Source organism: Bradyrhizobium sp. AZCC 1721 (genome assembly GCF_036924715.1).
GTDB lineage: Bacteria > Pseudomonadota > Alphaproteobacteria > Rhizobiales > Xanthobacteraceae > Bradyrhizobium.
Map to the genome: position 1 here is coordinate 2,982,560 of NZ_JAZHSB010000001.1, position 19,807 is coordinate 3,002,366.

The window sequence follows — 19,807 nt, forward strand, 5'->3', positions numbered from 1 at the left end:
ACAGTGAGCCTCAATGTCGATTGCGAACTCCATCCGCGCGCAGATCCCACCGATCCACTCGGAGGGCTATCCGTTCATCGGCGGCTTTGCGCTGGCCAGCCTGATCCTGTTCTGGCTCTGGACGCCGCTGGGTTGGATCGGCACCATCCTGACCGTCTGGTGCGCGCTGTTCTTCCGCGATCCGGTCCGCGTGACGCCGGTGCGCGACGGCATCGTGGTGTCGCCGGCCGATGGTCGCGTCTCGATGGTTGCTCAGGTGCTGCCGCCGGCCGAACTCGGCCTCGGCGATAGGCCCTTGCCGCGCATTTCGATCTTCATGAGCGTGTTCAACTGCCACGTGAACCGCAGCCCGGTGACCGGCCGGATTGACCGTATCGCCTACCGGCCCGGCACCTTCATCAATGCCGAGCTCGACAAGGCCAGCGAAGACAATGAGCGCAATTCGCTGGTGATCTCGACCACGAACGGCCGGATCGGCGTGGTCCAGATCGCCGGATTGGTAGCGCGGCGGATTGTCTCATTCGTGCGCGAAGGCCAGTCGATCGGCGCCGGCGAGCGGTTCGGCCTGATCCGTTTCGGCTCGCGTCTGGACGTCTATCTGCCCGAAGGCACGAGATCGCTGGTTTCGGAAGGCCAGACGGCGATTGCCGGCGAGACGATTTTGGCCGATTTCGGCTCGACCGAGCAGGGCCGGACTTTTCGCGCCGATTAACCAATTCGGCGCCTAAATGGCTAGGCGGCTGCCAATGGCAAACCGGGCCGGCGCTTGCTATATAATGGCTGGCATGCTGATCCCGGACCCCAAATACCCTGAACTGCGCCGCCGCCGGTTTCGCCCGATCCCGGTGCGGATGCTGGTGCCCAACGTCATCACCTTGCTCGCGATCTGCGCCGGGCTGACGGCGATCCGCCTGTCGATCGAAGGGCGCATGGAGCTCGCGGTCGCGGCGATCGTATTCGCGGCGGTGCTTGACGGGGTCGACGGGCGCGTGGCGCGCATGATCAAGGGCCAGTCGAAATTCGGCGCCGAGCTCGACAGCCTGGCGGATTTCGTCAATTTCGGCGTCGCGCCCGGCCTGATGCTGTATTTCTGGCAGCTCCAGGAATTGAACAATGGCGGCTGGATCGCCGCGATGGTGTTTGCGATCGCGGGCGGCCTGCGGCTTGCGCGCTTCAACGCCAGCATCGACGATCCGAACAAGCCTGCCTTTGCTGCGAACTATTTCACCGGCGTGCCGGCGCCGGCCGGCGCGATCCTTGCGATGCTGCCGTTCTATCTGGCGTTTCTCGGCGTCCCCAAGCCGCCGGCAATGCTGACCGCGGCCTATACGTTGCTGATCGCGTTCCTGATGGTGTCGCGGCTGCCGGTATTTTCCGGCAAGACGGTGAAGATGCGCGTGCCGCCGGAAATGGTGTTGCCGGTCTTCGTCTCCGTGGTGTTCTTCGTCGCGCTTCTTATCGGCTACCCCTGGCACATCCTCTCGATCGGCTCGGTGCTCTACCTCGTGAGCCTGCCCTGGGGCTGGAAATCCTATCGCGATCATGAGCGCAACGCCGCCCTTGCCGCACAGCCGGCTCCGACGGCTGAAACCACGGCGTCATCTCCGGCGACATTCTCGCCGACCCCCAGCGAAACCGAGGACGAACGGCCGGCGCGGCTGAACTGAGCGTCCTCGCCACTCTCCGATATGGCTGCCATGAGCGCTGCCGAGTTGGGTTCTCCTCCAATCTCGGCTATAGGGCTTAGCGAACTACGGCCTCAAAGAGCCGGGCCGAAAAAATCAGGAGAGAACGCCGTGAACAAAGCCGTTACCGCCCCGCTGCCTGCTTCCGTCCTCGAGGCGCTGGCGCGCTACGACACCCCGACGATCTGCAATGCGATGGAGATCGTGGCGCCGGAGCGCCGCCTGATCGGCTACACCACCAAGCCGCTGGTCTGTCCGTTCCCCGATCTGCCGCCGATGGTCGGCTACGCCCGCACGGTGACGATCCGCTCGGTGCTCAAATCCACGCTTCCCGCCGATGAGCAGGCGAAGCGCCGCATCGCCTATTACGAATATGTCGGCACCGGCTTCGGCCCGCGCATCACCGTGATCCAGGATATCGATGGCGCCGATGTCGGCTATGGCGCGTTCTGGGGCGAGGTGCAGAGCAACGTGCACAAGGCGCTCGGCTGCCTAGGCGTTATCACCGACGGCTCGATCCGCGATATCCCGCAATGGGCGCCGGGCTTCCAGGCTTTGGCCGGTTCGATCGGACCGTCGCATGCCTGGGTCCATGCCGAACATTGGGGCGGCGAGGTGCGCGTCGCCGGCATGACGGTGCATTCGGACGATCTGATCCACGCTGACCAGCACGGCGCCATCGTGATCCCCATCGACATCGCGGCAAAGGTTCCGGAGGCCGCCGAACTCTGCGGCCGGCGCGAGACGCCGATCCTGGAGATCGCGCGCAGCCCGGACTTCACGCTGGAAAAACTGAAAGAGGCGCTGAAGCGCTCGGCGGAGATTCACTGACGAAAAGTCGGATCTAACAAACGGGCGAGGGGGAGCGCTATGAGACGGTTCTGGGCGGCACTGTCATTATCGTTCCTTCTCGGTGTCGCAGCCGTGCAGGCACAAACCTATCCCTCGCGGCCGATCACGCTGATCGTGCCGTTCCCGCCGGGCGGATCGACCGATACCGCCGCGCGGATCATGGGCGAGCGGATGCGGGCAACGCTCGGCCAGTCGGTCGTGATCGAAAATGTCGGCGGCGCCGGCGGTAGCATTGGCGTCGGTCGCGTCGCCCGCGCTGCGCCTGACGGCTATACCTTCGACATCGGCCAGTGGGACACCCACGTCGGCAGCATCATCTACAAGCTCGACTACGATCTCGAAAAGGATTTTGAGCCGATCGCGCTGGTCTCGAACAACCCGCAGCTCATGGTCGCCAAGAAGGACCTGCCGGCGAACACGCTGGCCGAACTCGTCGCGTGGATGAAGGAAAACCCCGGCAAGATCAATTTCGTCAACCAGAATGCGGCGGCGAACGTCACCGGCGTTTTGTTCGAGAACCTGACCAAGCAGAAGGTGCAGTTCATTCCCTATCGCGGCGCCGGGCCTGCGATGACCGATCTCGTCTCGGGCACGGTCGATCTCTTGGTGGTGCAGGGCGCGGTGGCGCTGCCGCAAATCCGCGCCGGCAAGATCAAGGCGCTCGCCAACCTTTCGCCGACGCGCTCGGCCTCGATGCCGGACATTCCGACCGCGGACGAGAGTGGCGTACCCGGTCTCTACATGTCCGGCTGGTTCGGCTTCTGGGCGCCGAAGGGCACACCGAGAGAGATCATCGCCAAGCTCAATGCGGCGACAACAGAGGCGCTGGCCGATCCCGCGATCCAGAAGCGTTTTACCGAACTCGGACTCGACGTCGCTCCGCGCGCGCAGCAGACGCCGGAAGCATTGGCCGCCTTCCAGAAGGCCGAGATCGAAAAATGGTGGCCGATCATCAAGTCAGCCGGCATGGGCACCCAGGCGCAGTGACGACGAGGGAATGCCAGCCGCGTGCCGGCGCATTATGGTTAGCGAATCCTTGCGACCGTGTGGCCGCCGCCCCGCATTTTTACGATCCCTGTTCGAGTTTAACCTTTACGGCTCTTTAATTGCGCGGTCGTAGGGTTCCTCTGCGCCAGCTCCGAATGGAGCGCGCGACCGGTCAGGATGGCCGGTAATTTGCGTACGCGTTGGAGTTCAGAATGGATATCACCACGCTCGTTGGCCTGATCGTCGGCATTATTGTACTGTCGACGCTGATCTTGATGGGCGGTGACTTCCGGATGTTCTACGACATCCATGCCGTCATCATCATCTTCGGCGGTTCGTTCGCCGCAACCCTGATCCGCTTTCCGCTCAGCGCAATCCTGCACGGCATGCCGCTCGGCGCGAAATTCGCCTTCACCATGAGCCGGCTCTCGGCGCGCGACCTGGTCGACGAACTGGCACGCATCGCGGAAATCGCACGCAAGCAGGGCCCGGTCGGACTGGAAAAGGTCGAGACCGACGAGCCGTTTCTCGCCAAGGGCATCCGCTACGTCGCCGACGGCTACGACCTCGAGTTCATCCGCGACAACATGGAGCGCGATCGCGACAACTTTCTGATGCATCTGAACGAGGGTTCGAAGATCTATCGGGCCATCGGCGACTGCGCGCCGGCATTCGGCATGATCGGCACGCTGCTCGGCATGGTGCAGATGTTCTCGAACATGTCGGATCCCTCGAAGCTCGGTCCCTTTATGGCAGTGGCCTTGCTGGCAACACTTTACGGTGCGCTGGTGGCGAACCTGATCTGCCTGCCGATCGCCGACAAGCTGCATGGCAAGCTGATCGACGAGGAAACCAACCGCACGCTGATCATCGACGGCATCCTGATGATCCGCGATTCCAAGAGCCCGGCCTTGGTGCGTGAAATGCTGTTGGCCTATCTGCCCGAAAAGCACCGCCACGAGGAAGGCGAACTGGTTCCGGCCTGATCGGCTGATAGCATCAAGGCGCGGACATAAAGCATGGCCAAGAAAAAACGCGAAGAGGCGCATGGCGGTCACGGCTGGTTCGTGACGTTCGCCGATCTGATGGCGTTGTTGCTGTCGTTCTTCGTGATGCTGGTTGCGTTCTCCAGCCAGGACCAGCAAAAGCTCAAGATCGTCGCCGGCTCGATGCGCGAGGCGTTTGGCGTGCAGACCGAGTCCCGGCATTCGGGAATCGTCGAATCCGACGGCCTGCCGACGCGGCCGAAGCTGAAGAACGTCGAGCATATTCCGCCCGAGGATGCCTCCAATACCCCGACGCCCGACGACAAGGACCGTCAGCGCGAAAACGGCGCCCGCTTGAAAGTCGATCGCGAGTTCGCGCTCGCTGCGGCTTCGTTGCGCCAGGCGCTGCAGGACATGCCGGAATTGACCGAAATGTCCAAGAACATCATGTTCGAGGAAACCAAAGAGGGGCTCAATCTGGAAATCGTCGACCAGGATGGCCGCTCGATGTTCGCCGACGGCTCCAAGGTGCCGTACGACCGCACCCGCCGGCTGATCCAGAAACTGGCCGTGCCGCTGAAGGCGACGCCGCTGCGGCTCAACATTGTCGGCCACACCTCTGCCGGCTTCCTGCCGTCACGCGGCGAATATGGCGCCTTCGATCTGTCGGCGGACCGCGCCAATGCCGTGCGCCAGATCCTCGAACGCGAAGGACTGCCCGCATCCCACATCTACGCCGTCGGCGGCAAGGCCGACAGCCAGCCGCTGTTTCCCGACGATCCGACGCTGCCGGCAAACCGTCGCGTTACCATCACGTTGATGCGCGAAAATCCACCGCTTCCGCCTAACCTGAAGCCGTAATACGGTTCGACTACCATAATACCAGCGTGGCGCTGTGGCTACTTTGCGCCAGTCCCGGATCGCGCGTGGTGCTATGGTCGCGCGATGATTGACAGGCAACGCGGAAGCGCCGATAGCCGCCCGGATCAAATCAACGACGAGAACGTTCCTTCTCCATCATGACTGTCAGCGTCACATCTACCGAAGCAGCCCATGATGGGCATGCCACCTCCGGCTTTTGGGCCCTGACGCTGGGCAGTATCGGCGTGGTGTTCGGCGATATCGGCACTTCGCCGCTGTATGCGTTCCGCGAGGCCGCCACCCACGCGGCCGAAGGCCAGTCGGTATCGCGCATCATTGTACTCGGCGTGCTCTCGCTGATCCTGTGGTCACTGTTGATCGTGGTGACAGCCAAATATGTGCTGCTGCTGTTGCGCGCCGACAACAACGGCGAGGGCGGTACGCTGTCCCTGATGGCGTTGGGTCAGCGGGCGCTGGGCCGGCGGAGCTTGCCGCTATTGGCGCTCGGCGTGGTCGGCGCGTCGATGTTCATCGGCGATTCCATGATCACGCCGGCGATTTCGGTTTTGTCGGCGGTCGAAGGTCTCAAACTGGTCACGCCCGCGCTCGAACACTATGTGGTGCCGCTGACGATCTTCATCCTCGTCGTGCTGTTCTCGGTGCAGAGCAGCGGCACCGCGCGCGTCGCCTCGGCCTTCGGCCCGGTCACGGTGGTCTGGTTCGTGACGCTGGCGGTGATGGGCCTCGTCCATATCTCTGACGATCCCACGGTGCTCTACGCGATCAATCCCTGGTATGGGATCCAGTTCATGCTGTCCCATGGCGTCATCGGTCTGGTGACGATGGGCCTGGTGTTTCTGGCGGTGACCGGCGGCGAGGCGCTTTACGCCGACCTCGGGCATTTCGGGCGCAAGCCGATCCGGGCCGCATGGCTCTTTTTCGTGTTGCCGTCGTTGCTGATCAATTATTTCGGACAGGGCGCGCTGGTCTTGTCCGATCCGTCGGCGATCGAAAACTCATTCTACCGGATGGTCCCGGAGATGTTGTTGATCCCGCTCGTGGTGCTGGCGACCGCCGCCACCGTGATCGCGAGTCAGGCGGTGATAACGGGCGCCTTTTCCCTGATCCGCCAGGCGGTGCAGCTCGGCCTGTTGCCGCGCTTCGAGGTTCGCTACACCTCCGAGGCCCATGCCGGCCAGATCTACCTGCCGCGGGTCAACCGGATGCTGCTGATCGGAGTGGTTCTGCTGGTGCTGCTGTTCCGCACCTCCAGCGGTCTTGCCTCGGCCTATGGCATTGCAGTCTCCACGACCATGGTGGTCGACGGCATCATGGGCTTTGTCGTGATCTGGAAGCTGTGGAACTGGCGCGCGGCGACAGCGGCGGCCGTGATACTGCCCCTCGTCGTCGTCGACATGAGCTTCTTTGCCGCAAACCTCCTGAAGCTGTTGGAAGGCGCCTGGGTGCCGCTGCTGTTCGGCGTTGCGGTCGCCGTGATGATCTGGACCTGGCGCCGCGGCGCCGCGATCCTGACTGCCAAGACGCGGCGCATCGAGGTGCCCTTGATGGACCTGATCAAGAGCCTGGAAAAGCGCCCGCCGCATATCGTCAAGGGCACGGCGGTGTTCCTGACTTCGGATCCGAGCTTCGTGCCGACCGCGCTGATGCACAATCTCAAACACAACAAGGTGCTGCACGAGCACAACGTGATCCTGACCATCGAAACCGCACAAACGCCGCGGGTCGATGTTTCAGAGCGCGTCAAGATGGAAACCATCAGCGAGAAGTTTTCTACCGTCCGGCTGCGGTTCGGCTTCATGGAATCCCCGAACGTGCCCAAGGCGCTGGTGATCGCGCGCAAGCTCGGCTGGCAGTTCGACATCATGGCGACCTCGTTCTTTGTGTCGCGGCGGTCGCTCAAGCCCTCGGCGCAGTCGGGCATGCCGCTCTGGCAGGATCATGTCTTCATCGCGATGAGCCGGTCGGCGAACGATGCCACCGACTACTTCCAGATCCCGACCGGGCGGGTCGTAGAAGTGGGTACCCAAGTAACCATCTGATTTCAGATGGAAAATTGGCCGCAGCCTTCGCCGCCATCTATGCGGAAAGCGCATACCGGAGGCCTGGATTCCGGCTAACCTGCCCATCCGTCCCGGGAGTATAGGGCTGCGCTTCTGCACTTGTGCAGTGCGGTAAGGAACCGAGGCCCCCATCTCATGTCAGTCCAGTTTGCGATCCCCGCGGCGGAAACGCCCGCGGCCAACGGTCATGGCGAAGCGCATTCCACCGCCACCTTCAAGGCGCTGATGCTCGGCAGCATCGGCGTCGTCTATGGCGACATCGGCACCAGCCCCCTGTACGCGCTGCGCGAAGCGGTGGTCGCCGCCAGCGAGACTGCGGCCGGTGCCACGCCACAGGCCGTGCTCGGCGTGCTCTCGCTGATCCTGTGGGCGCTGATCGTGGTGGTGACGCTGAAATATGTCGTCATCCTCTTGCGCGCCGACAACAATGGCGAGGGCGGAACGCTGGCACTGATGGCGCTGGCGCAGCGCGCGGTCGGCAAGGGCGGGGCGGCGATCGTGCTGCTCGGCATCATCTCCGGCGCGCTGTTTTATGGCGACGCGGTTCTTACGCCGGCGCTGTCGGTGTTGTCGGCAATCGAGGGCATCAAGCTCGTCACCGTTACCTTCGAACACTATGTCGTGCCGCTGACGGTCATCATTCTGGTGGCGCTGTTTGCCGTGCAATCCCGCGGCACCGCGCGCGTCGCCGCGTTCTTCGGACCGGTGATGTGCGTCTGGTTCGCTGTCATCGCGGTCGCAGCCGTGCCGCAGATCATGCGGCACCCCGAGGTGCTGCACGCACTCAATCCGCTCTACGCCGTTTCCTTCATGCTCCATCACGGAATGATCGGTTTCATCACGCTCGGCGCGGTGTTTCTTGCCGTCACCGGTGCGGAAGCGCTCTATGCCGATCTCGGCCATTTCGGCAAGCGGCCGATCCAGACCGCCTGGCTCTTCATCGTGCTGCCGTCGCTGGCGATCAATTACCTGGGGCAGGGCGCGCTGTTGATCGCCGACCCCAAGGCGATCGAAAACCCCTTCTTCCTCATGTTCCCGGACTGGGCGCTGATCCCGATGGTGGCGCTTGCGACAGCGGCGACCGTGATCGCGAGCCAGGCCGTCATCACCGGCGCCTACTCGCTGACGCGCCAGGCGATCCAGCTCGGGCTGCTGCCGCGGTTCGAAATCCGCCATACCTCGGAAGCGCATTCCGGGCAGATCTACATTCCCCGCATCAATCTGCTGCTGTTCGTTGCGGTGATTTTGCTGGTGGTCCTGTTCCGCTCCTCGAGCGGGCTGGCTTCGGCTTACGGAATCTCCGTGACCGGCACCATGGTGGTTACGGCCATGATGGGCTTTGTCGTGATCTGGCGGGTCTGGAAATGGTCGCCGATCGCGGCCGCAGCCCTGATCGCTCCGTTCCTGTTCCTCGATGTCACCTTCCTCGCCGCCAATCTGTTGAAGGTGTTCGAGGGCGGCTGGGTGCCGCTCGCGCTCGGCGGCATCGTGATGCTCTTGATGTACACTTGGCGCCGCGGCAGCCGGCTACTGTTCGAGAAGTCGCGCAAGCTGGAATTCCCGCTGGCCGAACTGGTCGCGATGCTGGAGAAGCGTCCGCCGCAGCGGGTCCCGGGCACGGCCGTGTTTCTGACCTCCGATCCCGAATGCGCGCCCACAGCGCTGATGCACAGCCTGAAGCATTACAAGGTGCTGCATGAGAAGAACGTCATCCTCACCATCGAGACTGCGCCGACGCCGCGGATCGACGATGCCGAGCGGGTGCGGATGGAGCAGCTCAGCGAGACCTTCTCCCGGGTGACGCTTCGGTTCGGCTTCATGGAATCGCCCAACGTGCCGAAGACGCTGGCCATCGCCCGCAAGCTCGGCTGGCAGTTCGACATCATGTCGACGTCGTTCTTCCTGTCCCGCCGCGCGCTCAAACCTGCCGCGCATTCGGGCATGCCGCGCTGGCAGGATTTGCTGTTCATCCGCCTCAGCCGCGCTGCCAACGACGCCACCGACTATTTCCAGATTCCGACCGGACGCGTGGTGGAAGTCGGAACGCAGGTCACGATCTAGGGAAGACCTCAATTCGGATTCGAGGAGCTTTTCTTACTTTGTTGTTCCCGGTTAGGCTGCTGGTTTGCCGGGAAGCCGACAGACATCCGGATGCAGCAGCGGCGCCTCCTTCGTCCAGATTTTCGCACCTTGCGAACCAACTCTCGCGTTCAAGTCGACGCCGGCGGGCAGGCGGCCCCAGCTCTGCGGCTCCAGCGCTTCGCTCCCGATCGTTAGTCCCCCCGATAGAACGAAAAACTCCAACCCGCGCGTGTTCGCAACGCTGATGGTTTTACTTGGCTCCCATTCTTCCAGACGCACCTCCTCATGCCCATCTTCGAACAGGACGGTTGCTTTCATTGCGCCAGGCCGCGGCTCGACCTGTTCTCCCTGACCTGGTCGACGCACGATCTGAATCTGGTCCCCGTCACGGAACTGCCACAGCCTGACGAAAATGGTGCAGCCATCCTTCGAGGCGGGGACGTGCGACGTGCCCGGAGGATTACGAAAATAGGTGCCCGCGGGGTAATCGCCATGCTCGTCCTGAAAGGTGCCTTCCAGGACGACAATTTCTTCTCCACCGCTATGCGTATGACGCGGGAAAGCGCTGCCGGGAGCATAACGCACAACCGATGTGGCGCGCGCGACTTCCCCGCCAATGCGGAACAGCATGCGCCGATCAACGCCGGCCGACGGACTGGCTATCCAGTCCATTTTTGCGGCATGAACGAAAACTGGCTTTGATAGGTCATCGTTAATGCGCATCGCTGCTCTCCCTCATGGTAGCACTATCCAAAACTTGGCGCTTCACTACCTCGGCTCTAGCTGCAGTGTGCCCGCTTTAGATTCCGGCGAGCGGAAGTCCGCTCGCCGCATTCTGAGGTCGTCGTAACGCGATCAGGCGCCGCGCTTCGTCGGCGCGACCACTGCGTAGCAAGGCGCAGGTCACGGAATATTCCAAGAGGTCGCGCTGCGCGCGACTACCTCCGACCCTTTCATGGGCCTGCAAAACCGGCTTTAGTTCATCGACGACCCGTGTCCAGTCACCCCTCGCTAAACCGTCGAAGCCGCGCGCAATCGGTACCAGAATGTCCGCAGCGGGTCCCTTTGGGTTCTCGATCATCCTCGCAAGTGCCTCCGCATCGCCAGCCATTGCAAAGGCAAGTGCACTGTGCATATCGGCAAAGATGATCCCTGAATTTGGAAACCACTTCGCCGCATACTGGCTGATTTCTCTCCACAATTCCGGAGATCGCGGCTCACCTGCCATCTCGGCCCGTGCAAGGAACGAAGCGCAGTCGGTGAGAACATTTATCTGTGGGCCCCACGAACCGCCCGGATGCAGCGCTTCGCGATAGATATTCCATGCCTGATCGCGCCTGCCGGTCTCCAACGACCAGAGGGCAAGATGCCAGCTTATATGGCAATGCAGTTGTCCCTCTCGCGGGTAGGCGGCGTTCCATTGGTCGAGATAGGCGAGCCCTTCTTCGCGCTGCCCCTTCTCGTAGAACAGGTGGGCCTTGATATGCGCCGCGTGTGCGTTGCGAGGAAAGCCGCGAAGTGCGGCCTCGATATTCTTGAAACCACTGTCGAGCTTATGCAGCTCGATTTCGGCAAACGCGAGCACCGTTCGAAACCACCAGTCATCGTCATAGTGCGTGGCCAGCGGCTCCAGCAGTGCTAGCTGCTCGACCTCGCGCCCGGACCTACCGGAGAAGCCGATCAGACCGAAAACACCGGTGGCCGGCGCCAGCACCATGGCGTCGCGGGGCCAGTCCTTGATGTGTTCGGTTATCATCGAAACAGCTTCAGCGCCCCGACCGCCCAGGATTTTGGCAAAGATCGCAATATGACTTTGCTCGCGCGCTGTCGTGGCTGGGGCGAGCGTCAACGCGCGTTCGAGCGGAGCTTTTGCTTCGTGGCCCCGACCGAGAACCTGCAAGCTCCGCGCAAGCGCGATGTGTGCAAGGGCAAAGTTTTCATCGGCCGCGATCGCCTCACGGAACGCTTGATCAATGCCCCAGCCGGCCGATAACAGCTTGTCAACGCCGACGATATAAGCGTCGCGGGCATTGCTGGAGCTTGTGCTCAACGTGTTCCCGTATCGGTCTTCAAAAGCGCTCACGAAATTTCTCATCGAGTTCGCAGTCATTCGGATGATTCTCGATTGGCAGCCGCCTGCTTGGATTGCGCCTGCTTACGGCGCCGCTCATCGCCTAGTTTGAGCAGTCGCTCTCGATCTGCGGGCGTGACCCGACCGTATCGAGCCCGCCAGACGGCCCCTTCTTCGTTCCAGGCAAACGGCGCCTTGACAGTTGTTCGCAGCGTCTTCGATGTCTCAAAAAGGGCGAGCGCCTGGCGCACGATCTCGCGCTGCATGTCGGATCGCCAAGGATGCCCGCACGGATTGCCCAGCGGAAAATCCGTGAAGTAGAACCGTGGAACGCCGCAATGCTCGACAACGTCCAGCGCCGAACCGATAATGACGGTCGGAATTCCATTCGCTTCGAGATGACGAGCCACCAGGCTCACGGTCTGGTGACAAACGGGGCAAAGGGGGCAAAGGATTGCAGCATCCGCTCCATCTTGTCGAACGCGCGCCAGGATTTCGGGCGAATCCTTGGTCACCGTTTTTCGCTGGCTGTATTCTGTCGGAACACCGTGAAAGCGCGGCGTCAGTCCGGCGATGACTCCTTCAGCGACTAATTCGAAAACGGCTTCTATCGGCAAGAAGCTGGCCCGGTCATTGGTGTGGGTCGACTCCTTGTCCCACGCAACATTGTCGGTAAACAGCTTCTCCGGCGGCGGCGAAACGACGCCTGACCACACCCGCTTCACCCCATCAAAATCCAGCGGACTAGCCGTGGTAATCAGTGCGATGCGTAGCTCCGACAGTGGCTTGGCAGGCCGGGTGAAGGGGACATCATCAAAGCTCGCCCAGACATAGTCGTTGGCGTAACCGAGAGCACGGTAGAAGTGGCGCGTGCGCTCAATATATTGCACTGGGGCGTCTGTTTCGTTCATGTCGCATCTCCTCGAAACGTTTCTTACGCAAGCCGGCTGGCTTGAACACTTTGTATCGGCAAGGCGGCAAGCGCCGTGCTGGTCAGGTTTGCTGTAGGTTGCCTCGATACGAAAACCCAATTAGCGCCAACAACGCGATCAGCAGTGGTACGAACGACAGAACCAAGACGGTCGACCAGCCGAAGGACGATAGCAGCCCGCCGGAGAGGAATGAACCGACCGTCATCGTGCCAAAGACGACGAAGTCATTGAGCGACTGGACTCGCGCCTTTTCCTCGGGACGATGACATTCCAGCACCATGGCCGAAGCACCGATGAAGCCGAAATTCCAACCGATCCCGAGCAAGATCAACGTCGCCCAGAAATGCGCGACGTCGATGCCGAGCAGACTCACCGACGATGAGGCAGCGATGAGCGCCAGCCCGACGGCGACGACAGCGGATGAACCGAACCGCGTGATAAGGCGTCCTGTCCAAAAGCTGGGGGCGTACATCGCGATGACGTGCCACTGCAGACCAAGATTGGCTGACTCCTGGGACAACCCGCAGAATTTCATCGCCAGCGGGGCTGCCGTCATGATGAAGTTCATGAGCAGGTAGGAAACGACCCCACAGATCACTGCCAGGATGAAACGCGGCTGGTAGGCGATCACAGCGAGCGGCCTTCCAGCGCCTCGCTCAGTTGCAGTCGGCGGAGGAAGCTGAACGCCCGCCAGGATGACTGCGGAGAAAGCCGCAAGCGCCGCTTGGCCAATAAACGTCGCAGCGAAGAGGTAAGGCCCCCACAAGTTCATGGTGTGCGTCACAAGTTGTGGACCTATCACACCAGCGAATACACCGCCGGCCATCACAGCGGAAAGAGCACGGGGCCGCCGTTCCGGCGCTGCGCAATCGGCCGCGGCAAAGCGGAAGGAGAGCACCACGGCGGCGTAGGCGCCCCCGAAAAAGGTCGACGTGCAGAACAGCGGAAACGACCCCTGGAGGACCGCAAGAAACGCGATCAAGCCCGCGAGGATGCCGCTGCCCGCACCGAGCAGGAATGTTGTACGCCGACCATACCGTTCGGCGACGGCGCCCGCCGGCAGTGTGCAGAGTGCCATGCCGACGACAAAAACGGAAACCGGCAGCGTCGCCAGCGTCCTGCTGGGCGCCAGCATGTCGCCAACGACAGCCCCGGTTGCGTAGACGACCGTAGAATTGGCGCCCGCGAGAGCCTGAGCGACAGCAAGCCTTACGACATTGCTGCGCTCTCGGCGAACGGCTATCGCCGCCTCATGGTTGAGCGCGGGAAAATTGAAGTTCATGCTGCGACTGCTCCGCCAGTCTATGAGATGTCCCGCGATCAAGCTCGGCATCGGCGTAGATCCGGCTATTTGCAATCCGCCTTGCATTTCAAGTCCTCGGTGTCGGGTCGCCCATCGGCAATGAAGCCTTCCGCGTTGGGCATCTTCACCTTCTTCAATTCCTGCGCATCCATGACCGCCTGCCGCGGGACGATGTCGTTGACGTAGAGCAGGTAGGCCACGACCGAATAGACTTCGTCCGCCGTCAACGAGTTCGGCGCGGTGAACGGCATGGCTCGATTGACGTAGTCGAAGATCGTTGTTGCGTAGGGCCAGTAACTGCCGACCGTCTGAACGGGCTTTGGCGTCGCCAGCGTACCCTTGCCGCCCACGAGGCGGTCGAAGCCTTTCGCCGGGTTCTGTCCCTTCTCGCCATGACAGGCGGCGCATTGCTCGGCATAAACCTTCTCGCCTTGCTCGACGGTACCCTTGCCTGGCGGCAACCCGGCGCCGTCCGGCCGCACGTCGATGTCCCACCCGCGGATCTGTTCCGAAGTGGCCGGCGTGCCGAGGCCGAGCCGCGCTTGCTGCGCGAGCGCAGAACCGGCGACGAAGAGCAGGGCAACAACGGAGGCGCTAAGTGCTCGCATTGGTGACGACTCCATCAGCAGCGACCTTCCAGCCTTGAATTGCATTGAAGTGGTACCGGGGATTTGTTCCCCGCGCGGCAATCAGGCTCGAACGGGTGGGCTGCATCCAGCCCTTGTCGTCGTAAGCTCTGCTTTGGATCTCCAGAGGCTGGCCCTGCCAGTTGAATGGCAGTCGGAAACGGGTCAGGCATTTGTCGAGAACCGGCTCCTGGAGCCTGGTCCGCCGCCATGTGGTACCGCCGTCAACGGAAACGTCGACACACGTGACGTGGCCGCGTCCGGACCAAGCGATTCCAGAGATTTCGTAGAACCCCGGGGCGTTGAAGCTGCGATCGGCATTCGGGAAGGTCACCACGGACTTTACGTCGAATGCGAATTGATACGCCTTGCCGTTCGCAAGCAGGTTGGTGTAGCGCGCGGTCTCTTCTCGCGTATGCCACGGACGATCGCCGATCTTCAGGCGACGCAGCCATTTCACCGACATGTTTCCCTCGAAGCCCGGAAGGAATAGCCGGACGGGATAGTCTTGCTCCGGTCTCAGCATCTCGCCGTTCTGGGCATAGACAAGGAGCGCATCGTCGAGCGCCTTTTCAATCGGCACACTGCGCGTCATGGCGGCCGCATCGGCGCCCTCGGCCAAGATCCATTTGGCGTCTGACTTCAGTCCGACCTCTCCCAAGATTGTCGAGAGCGGCACCCCGGTCCATTCGCAGCAGGACAACAGCCCGTGCGTGCGCTGGACAGAATGGTAGCCGGACTTTCTCCATTCGGTGGAGCTGTTACCGGAGCACTCCAGGAAGTGAATACGGGTGACCGCAGGAAACCGAAGGAGATCGTCCATCGTCAGGATCAGCGGCCGGTCTACCAGGCCGTGGACAAGCAAGCGATGCTGATCGGGTGCGATTTCGGGCACGCCGGCGTGATGACGTTCGAAGACCAACCCATTTGGGGTAATGATGCCGTGCAGGTTCTGCAACGGCGTAACGCTAAAGGCCTCGGTGTCGGTGGCGCGGGGCTCCCGAATGCGGCGCACGACATCCTTCTCGAATTTCGACGGCAGTCCGTAGGCCGGCGACAGAATCGGTCTACCCTGTTCATGCATCCATTCGGGAACGTTCGGAGGAACGGTGCCGGCTTGGGCCTCGCGGGAATTGGAGGACAAGCCGCCGATTGCGATCGCCGCCCCCGATGCCAGGATTCTTCGTCGGCTTACGCTCATTGCGCTTTCCCTCCCTAGGTCTCGGTAGCGCCTGCGTAGCGCGCTGGACTGAACGGCACTTGCACTGGCCCGCCAGCAGCGGGCTGCCTTCACTCCCCTCAGCCTAAGAACAAACCACTGGTGTTTCCCTCTACAAAATGCCAATTTATATCGATGAAACGTCACAAATCGCGCAAAAACGTTGGATGGAAGCCACTCGATAGCCCGCGAGGTCTTGGATCACCCGAGCCTCTGATCGTCCGGGTCCAGTCGCTTCCTGCGAGAAGCTACTTTGCCGAGCACAGCCACACCTGGAATCAACTCGTCTACGCGATTTCCGGCGCGCTCACCGTCAACGCCGACGGAAGAAGTCTCGTCATTTCCCCAGAACAGGCCGTCTGGCTGCCGACCGGTACCAAACACTCGGTCGGCTCCCTCATGGGCGCGGAATTCCGAAGCCTCTGGGTAGCCGATGACGCAAGCCAAGGAATGACCTCCGGGACGGCGGTCATTCATGTATCCGCGCTTCTGCGGGCACTCATCATAGAGGCCGTATCGCTCAAACAAGAAGATCGTCACTACGCCGACCGCGTTACCGCACTCATCCTCGAGCAGTTGCGACGGGCAACGCCCATCTCGGGAGCCCTCCCATGGCCTACCCACCCGGCCTTGCTTGCACTTTGTGAGAACCTTTATGCCGATCCCGCCAATCCCCGTCACAGTGACAAGTGGGGGCTTGAGATCGGGATGTCGCCGCGAACGCTGACCCGACGCTTTGAGAGCGAAGTCGGCATGAGCTTGCGCACCTGGCGTCAGCGTCTGCGCCTTTTCAAGGCGATAGAAATGTTGGGCAGCGACCTTCCGATCACGGAGATCGCACTACGCCTTGGTTATTCCTCGGCGTCAGCATTCATATTCATGTTTCGCTCGGAAATGAGAGTTAGTCCTCTTCAATATAGACGCAATCTAAGCCACGTAGCTGGTAGTGGGGCCGCATGAAGCGCAGGGTCGAACTCGGCGTCAGAAGTCGGGTGCTTCCTCACGCGCGGTTCGCGCCTGGTGACGCAGGTGCTGCCAGACAGCCAGGGCGACCGATAGCGCCGCACAGAACAGTAGCGCGCCGGAAATCGGCCGCGTGAAGAACAGCAGCGGGTTGTCGTCCGTCATGATCGCCCGAATAAGGTTGATCTCGATCTGATCGCCGAGGATGAGGCCGAGGATGAGCGGAGCCAACGGAAATCCGCCCTTCACCAGCGCATAGCCGAACACACCAAAGATGAGCAGGACATACACGCTCTGCATCGTGTTGTTGAGCGCGTAAGCACCGATCACGCAAAGCACCAGCACGATGGGCGCAAGCACCGCGAGCCTGACCCGGGTGATCTGAAGCATGAATAGCGCGCCCGCGGCCAGGATCAGCACCATAAGCAGGTGTGCCAAAATGTATGCGGCGTAGATACCGTAGGCGAGGGCGGGTTGCTGGGAGACGAACAGCGGCCCCGACTGGATGCCGTGGATCGTCATGGCGCCCAGCATGACGGCGGTCACGGCGTCGCCCGGGATGCCGAACGCCATGATGGTCACCAGCGAGCCGCCGACATTGGCATTGTTGGACGACTCAGAGGCGATGATGCCCTCGGGGATGCCTGTGCCGAAACGCTCGGGGTGGCGCGAGAACTTCTTCGCCTGGTCGTAGGCCAGCATATTGGCGGCGCTGCCGCCGATCGCCGGCAATACGCCGATCAGGATGCCGACGACCGTCGACCACAAGAGCAGGAACGGACGGCCGAGGATTTCGCCGATCACCTTGAGGTGGGAAACCCCAAGGGAAACCCCAAGACTCGGTTGCGCGGCCAGAACGGCCTCGGGCGTCTTTGGCGCTCTTGTCTTCTCGATGTCGGACATGATCTGTGCGAAGGCAAAGATCCCGATCAGCACCGGCAGGAACGGGAAGCCGCCGCTGATGAACTCGGACCCGAAGGTGAAGCGCGGCACGCTGCCGATCGGGTCCGTGCCGATGACGGTGATCAGGAGGCCAATGGCGGTCGACAGCAGGCCCTTGATGAACGAGGACTCGGCCAGACCCGCCACCATCGCCATGGCCAGCACGAACAGCGAGAAATACTCCCACGGTCCGAACTGAAGTGCGATGGCCGCGAGCGGCCCGGTCACCAGGATCAGGAACAGCCCGCCGAGCAGCCCGCCGAAGAACGACGACCACACGCCGAGCCAGATCGCCCGGCCGGGCGCGCCACCCCGCGCCATCGGAAAGCCGTCGAAGGTCGTGGCGATCGCCGAAGGCGTGCCCGGAATTCCGAGCAGACACGCGGTGACCAGGCCGCCGGCGGAGCCGCCGACATAGACGCCGGTCATCGCGGCCAGCCCCTGCAGAGGATCGAGACCATAGGTGAACGGCAGGATGACGATGATCGTCATCGTGATGGTGACGCCCGGCAGTGCACCGCCGATGACGCCAATGAGCGTGCCCGCGAACAGCGGAACGAGATAATTCCACTGCAGCACCGTCAGCAGCCCATGTCCCAAAAGCTCGAACATGGCCTACCAGTTTGTCCAGCTACCGCGAGGAAGCAGCACCGTGAGATACCGCTCGAAGACCAGATACGTCACCGCCGACGTGCCAATCGCTATTGCCGCGAGGACCGCCCATTGGCGCCAGGTCGTAGGCCTCTCGAGTGTCGCTTGCAACGCGGCGACGAACAGGACGGTGGCGATGCGATAGCCGAGCAGAGGCAGAAGTACCAGGTAGAGCGCGACAATGACGAAGGCGAGCGCGACCAGGCCATAGGCCCGTTGCGGCTGCGCCGGAACTGGGACGTCGGCCGGCTCAGCGCGCGGTGCGACCAGATCCTGCACGATCAGCGCCGCGCTGGTCACGGCCATGAAGATCAGAACGATGCGCGGATAGAAGCCGGGACCGACCGGCACCAGCGGCAGTTGCGGAAGTCCAAACGATTGCACGAGCAGAGCCAGACTGACCGCGAGGAAGATCAATCCGGCAAGGCTATCGCGGCCAAGTCTCATTGCTTGGCAAGACCGAGCTCGGTCATGATCACCTTGCTCTCCCGGTCGAGCTTGTCGAGGAATGGACCGTATTCGGCGGCGTTGAGATAGGAGACGCGCGTGCCTTGCTTCTTCATCGCGTCCGCAAACTCCGCCTCCTTGGCGGCTTTTCCGCAGGCCTCGTCCAGCTTGGCGCGTACCGCGGCCGGCGTGCCCTTCGGTACTATCAGGCCGCGCAAAACCGCGTAGACGATGTCCATGCCGAGCTCCTTCAGCGTCGGCACGTCAGGGGCTTCGGGATCGCGCTTTTCGGCAGCAATGGCAAGAAACTTGAGCTGCCCTGCATCGACCTTGCCCTTCTGCGTCAGGTTGGAATCCGTCAAATCGACATGGCCGCCGAGAATGGCATTCATGCGCGGCGCGAGGCCTTCATAGGAGACGTACTTGAACTTGACGCCGGCCGCCTTTTCGATGAGCGCCGGGAATATGTGGCTGGTCGATCCGAGGGTCGCCCCCACGGTGATCTGGCCCGGACGCTTCTTGGCGTCTTCGGCAAGCTCGGCCCAGGTCTTCCAGGGCGTCTTGGGGCTCGCCGTCAGGACCGATGGCGTCGCAGAGAGCAGGCAGATCGGCTCAAAGTCGCTGTATTTGACGTCTGTGACGCCGGCATAGTGCACAAGGTGGATGTAGTCGTGCACCGCATAAAGCGTATAGCCGTCCGGCGGCGAGCCCTTGGCTTCGCGCGCCCCGACGGTGCCGGAGGCGCCCGTGACGTTGGCGATCACGATTGGCTGACCGATATGCTTCTGTAGAAGCGGCGCAAATGGACGAAAGATGTTGTCCGTATCGCCGCCTGCCGCCCACGGCACGATCATCTTGATCGGGCGCTCAGGATAGTTTTGAGCCGCGGCCGGCATGGCCATCGCGGCCAAGGCTGCTGTCAACGCCAAACTGCGGAGCACTGCCCTCATGACGCATCTCCCTATCGCCGTTGATTGTTTTTCTTTCGATCATAGCAAGACGCCAGCACTTCGCAAACAATGATGCGACAAGGATGGTCCGGCGGCGTGTGCAGCGCACCGCCAATCCAAATTCGGGCTGAGTCCACCGGTGCCCTGAGACGCCTCGCGGAGTATCCTA

Annotated in this window: 18 protein-coding genes; 9 read left to right on the forward strand and 9 right to left on the reverse strand. The window is 62.1% G+C overall.

Annotation, left to right across the window (positions count from 1 at the left end):
• Nucleotides 1-13 precede the first annotated feature (13 nt).
• From V1273_RS14060 to V1273_RS14095, 8 genes are all read left to right on the forward strand, one after another.
• On the forward strand, nucleotides 14-712 hold the full coding sequence (locus V1273_RS14060; protein ID WP_028349771.1) for a phosphatidylserine decarboxylase: 699 nt from the start codon (nucleotides 14-16) through the stop codon (nucleotides 710-712).
• Between the two features lie 73 nt (nucleotides 713-785).
• Entirely contained in the window at nucleotides 786-1,667 is an 882-nt protein-coding gene (locus V1273_RS14065; RefSeq protein ID WP_334384261.1) for a CDP-alcohol phosphatidyltransferase family protein, read from the forward strand.
• 129 nt (nucleotides 1,668-1,796) lie between these two features.
• A complete protein-coding gene (locus tag V1273_RS14070) occupies nucleotides 1,797-2,516 on the forward strand; it encodes an RraA family protein (RefSeq protein WP_334382703.1) in 720 nt (239 codons plus the stop codon).
• 39 nt (nucleotides 2,517-2,555) lie between these two features.
• Nucleotides 2,556-3,524: a Bug family tripartite tricarboxylate transporter substrate binding protein gene (locus V1273_RS14075; protein WP_334382702.1), complete on the forward strand. Its 969-nt coding sequence runs from the start codon at nucleotides 2,556-2,558 to the stop codon at nucleotides 3,522-3,524.
• A gap of 212 nt (nucleotides 3,525-3,736) precedes the next feature.
• Nucleotides 3,737-4,510 carry a motility protein A gene (locus V1273_RS14080; RefSeq protein WP_065745280.1) on the forward strand — a complete coding sequence of 258 codons (774 nt, stop codon included), beginning with the start codon at nucleotides 3,737-3,739 and terminating at the stop codon, nucleotides 4,508-4,510.
• Between the two features lie 33 nt (nucleotides 4,511-4,543).
• Nucleotides 4,544-5,371, forward strand: a complete 828-nt coding sequence (locus tag V1273_RS14085) for an OmpA/MotB family protein (protein ID WP_028349766.1) — start codon at nucleotides 4,544-4,546, stop codon at nucleotides 5,369-5,371.
• Nucleotides 5,372-5,529: 158 nt separating this feature from the next.
• Nucleotides 5,530-7,431: a potassium transporter Kup gene (locus tag V1273_RS14090; RefSeq protein WP_334409984.1), complete on the forward strand. Its 1,902-nt coding sequence runs from the start codon at nucleotides 5,530-5,532 to the stop codon at nucleotides 7,429-7,431.
• A 156-nt stretch (nucleotides 7,432-7,587) separates the two neighbouring features.
• Nucleotides 7,588-9,513 carry a potassium transporter Kup gene (locus V1273_RS14095; protein WP_334409985.1) on the forward strand — a complete coding sequence of 642 codons (1,926 nt, stop codon included), beginning with the start codon at nucleotides 7,588-7,590 and terminating at the stop codon, nucleotides 9,511-9,513.
• A gap of 51 nt (nucleotides 9,514-9,564) precedes the next feature.
• Here V1273_RS14095 and V1273_RS14100 read toward each other — a convergent pair whose 3' ends face one another.
• The 6 genes from V1273_RS14100 to soxC all read right to left on the reverse strand — a co-directional run bounded on the left by V1273_RS14100 (nucleotide 9,565) and on the right by soxC (nucleotide 15,667).
• Nucleotides 9,565-10,257 carry a cupin domain-containing protein gene (locus tag V1273_RS14100; protein ID WP_334409987.1) on the reverse strand — a complete coding sequence of 231 codons (693 nt, stop codon included), beginning with the start codon at nucleotides 10,255-10,257 and terminating at the stop codon, nucleotides 9,565-9,567.
• 76 nt (nucleotides 10,258-10,333) lie between these two features.
• Entirely contained in the window at nucleotides 10,334-11,617 is a 1,284-nt protein-coding gene (locus V1273_RS14105) for a tetratricopeptide repeat protein (RefSeq protein ID WP_334409988.1), read from the reverse strand.
• 23 nt (nucleotides 11,618-11,640) lie between these two features.
• A complete protein-coding gene (locus V1273_RS14110; protein ID WP_334409990.1) occupies nucleotides 11,641-12,516 on the reverse strand; it encodes a glycine reductase in 876 nt (291 codons plus the stop codon).
• An 82-nt stretch (nucleotides 12,517-12,598) separates the two neighbouring features.
• Nucleotides 12,599-13,819, reverse strand: a complete 1,221-nt coding sequence (locus V1273_RS14115) for an MFS transporter (RefSeq protein ID WP_334409991.1) — start codon at nucleotides 13,817-13,819, stop codon at nucleotides 12,599-12,601.
• Between the two features lie 65 nt (nucleotides 13,820-13,884).
• Entirely contained in the window at nucleotides 13,885-14,448 is a 564-nt protein-coding gene (locus tag V1273_RS14120) for a c-type cytochrome (RefSeq protein WP_334368215.1), read from the reverse strand.
• On the reverse strand, nucleotides 14,435-15,667 hold the full coding sequence (gene soxC / locus V1273_RS14125) for a sulfite dehydrogenase (RefSeq protein ID WP_334409992.1): 1,233 nt from the start codon (nucleotides 15,665-15,667) through the stop codon (nucleotides 14,435-14,437). The genes V1273_RS14120 and soxC overlap by 14 nt, the downstream gene beginning before the upstream one ends.
• 153 nt (nucleotides 15,668-15,820) lie before the next feature.
• Here soxC and V1273_RS14130 point away from each other — a divergent pair, with 153 nt between their 5' ends.
• Entirely contained in the window at nucleotides 15,821-16,645 is an 825-nt protein-coding gene (locus V1273_RS14130; protein ID WP_334409993.1) for an AraC family transcriptional regulator, read from the forward strand.
• Nucleotides 16,646-16,666: 21 nt separating this feature from the next.
• On the opposite strand, the gene V1273_RS14135 is transcribed toward V1273_RS14130, so the two are convergent.
• Genes V1273_RS14135 through V1273_RS14145 form a run of 3 tightly spaced genes read right to left on the reverse strand, consistent with a single transcriptional unit; the run spans nucleotide 16,667 to nucleotide 19,638 of the window.
• On the reverse strand, nucleotides 16,667-18,202 hold the full coding sequence (locus tag V1273_RS14135; RefSeq protein ID WP_334409995.1) for a tripartite tricarboxylate transporter permease: 1,536 nt from the start codon (nucleotides 18,200-18,202) through the stop codon (nucleotides 16,667-16,669).
• Between the two features lie 3 nt (nucleotides 18,203-18,205).
• Entirely contained in the window at nucleotides 18,206-18,688 is a 483-nt protein-coding gene (locus V1273_RS14140) for a tripartite tricarboxylate transporter TctB family protein (protein ID WP_334382690.1), read from the reverse strand.
• On the reverse strand, nucleotides 18,685-19,638 hold the full coding sequence (locus V1273_RS14145) for a tripartite tricarboxylate transporter substrate binding protein (protein WP_334409996.1): 954 nt from the start codon (nucleotides 19,636-19,638) through the stop codon (nucleotides 18,685-18,687). Before V1273_RS14145 ends, V1273_RS14140 begins: the two co-directional genes overlap by 4 nt.
• Between the last annotated feature and the right edge of the window lie 169 nt (nucleotides 19,639-19,807).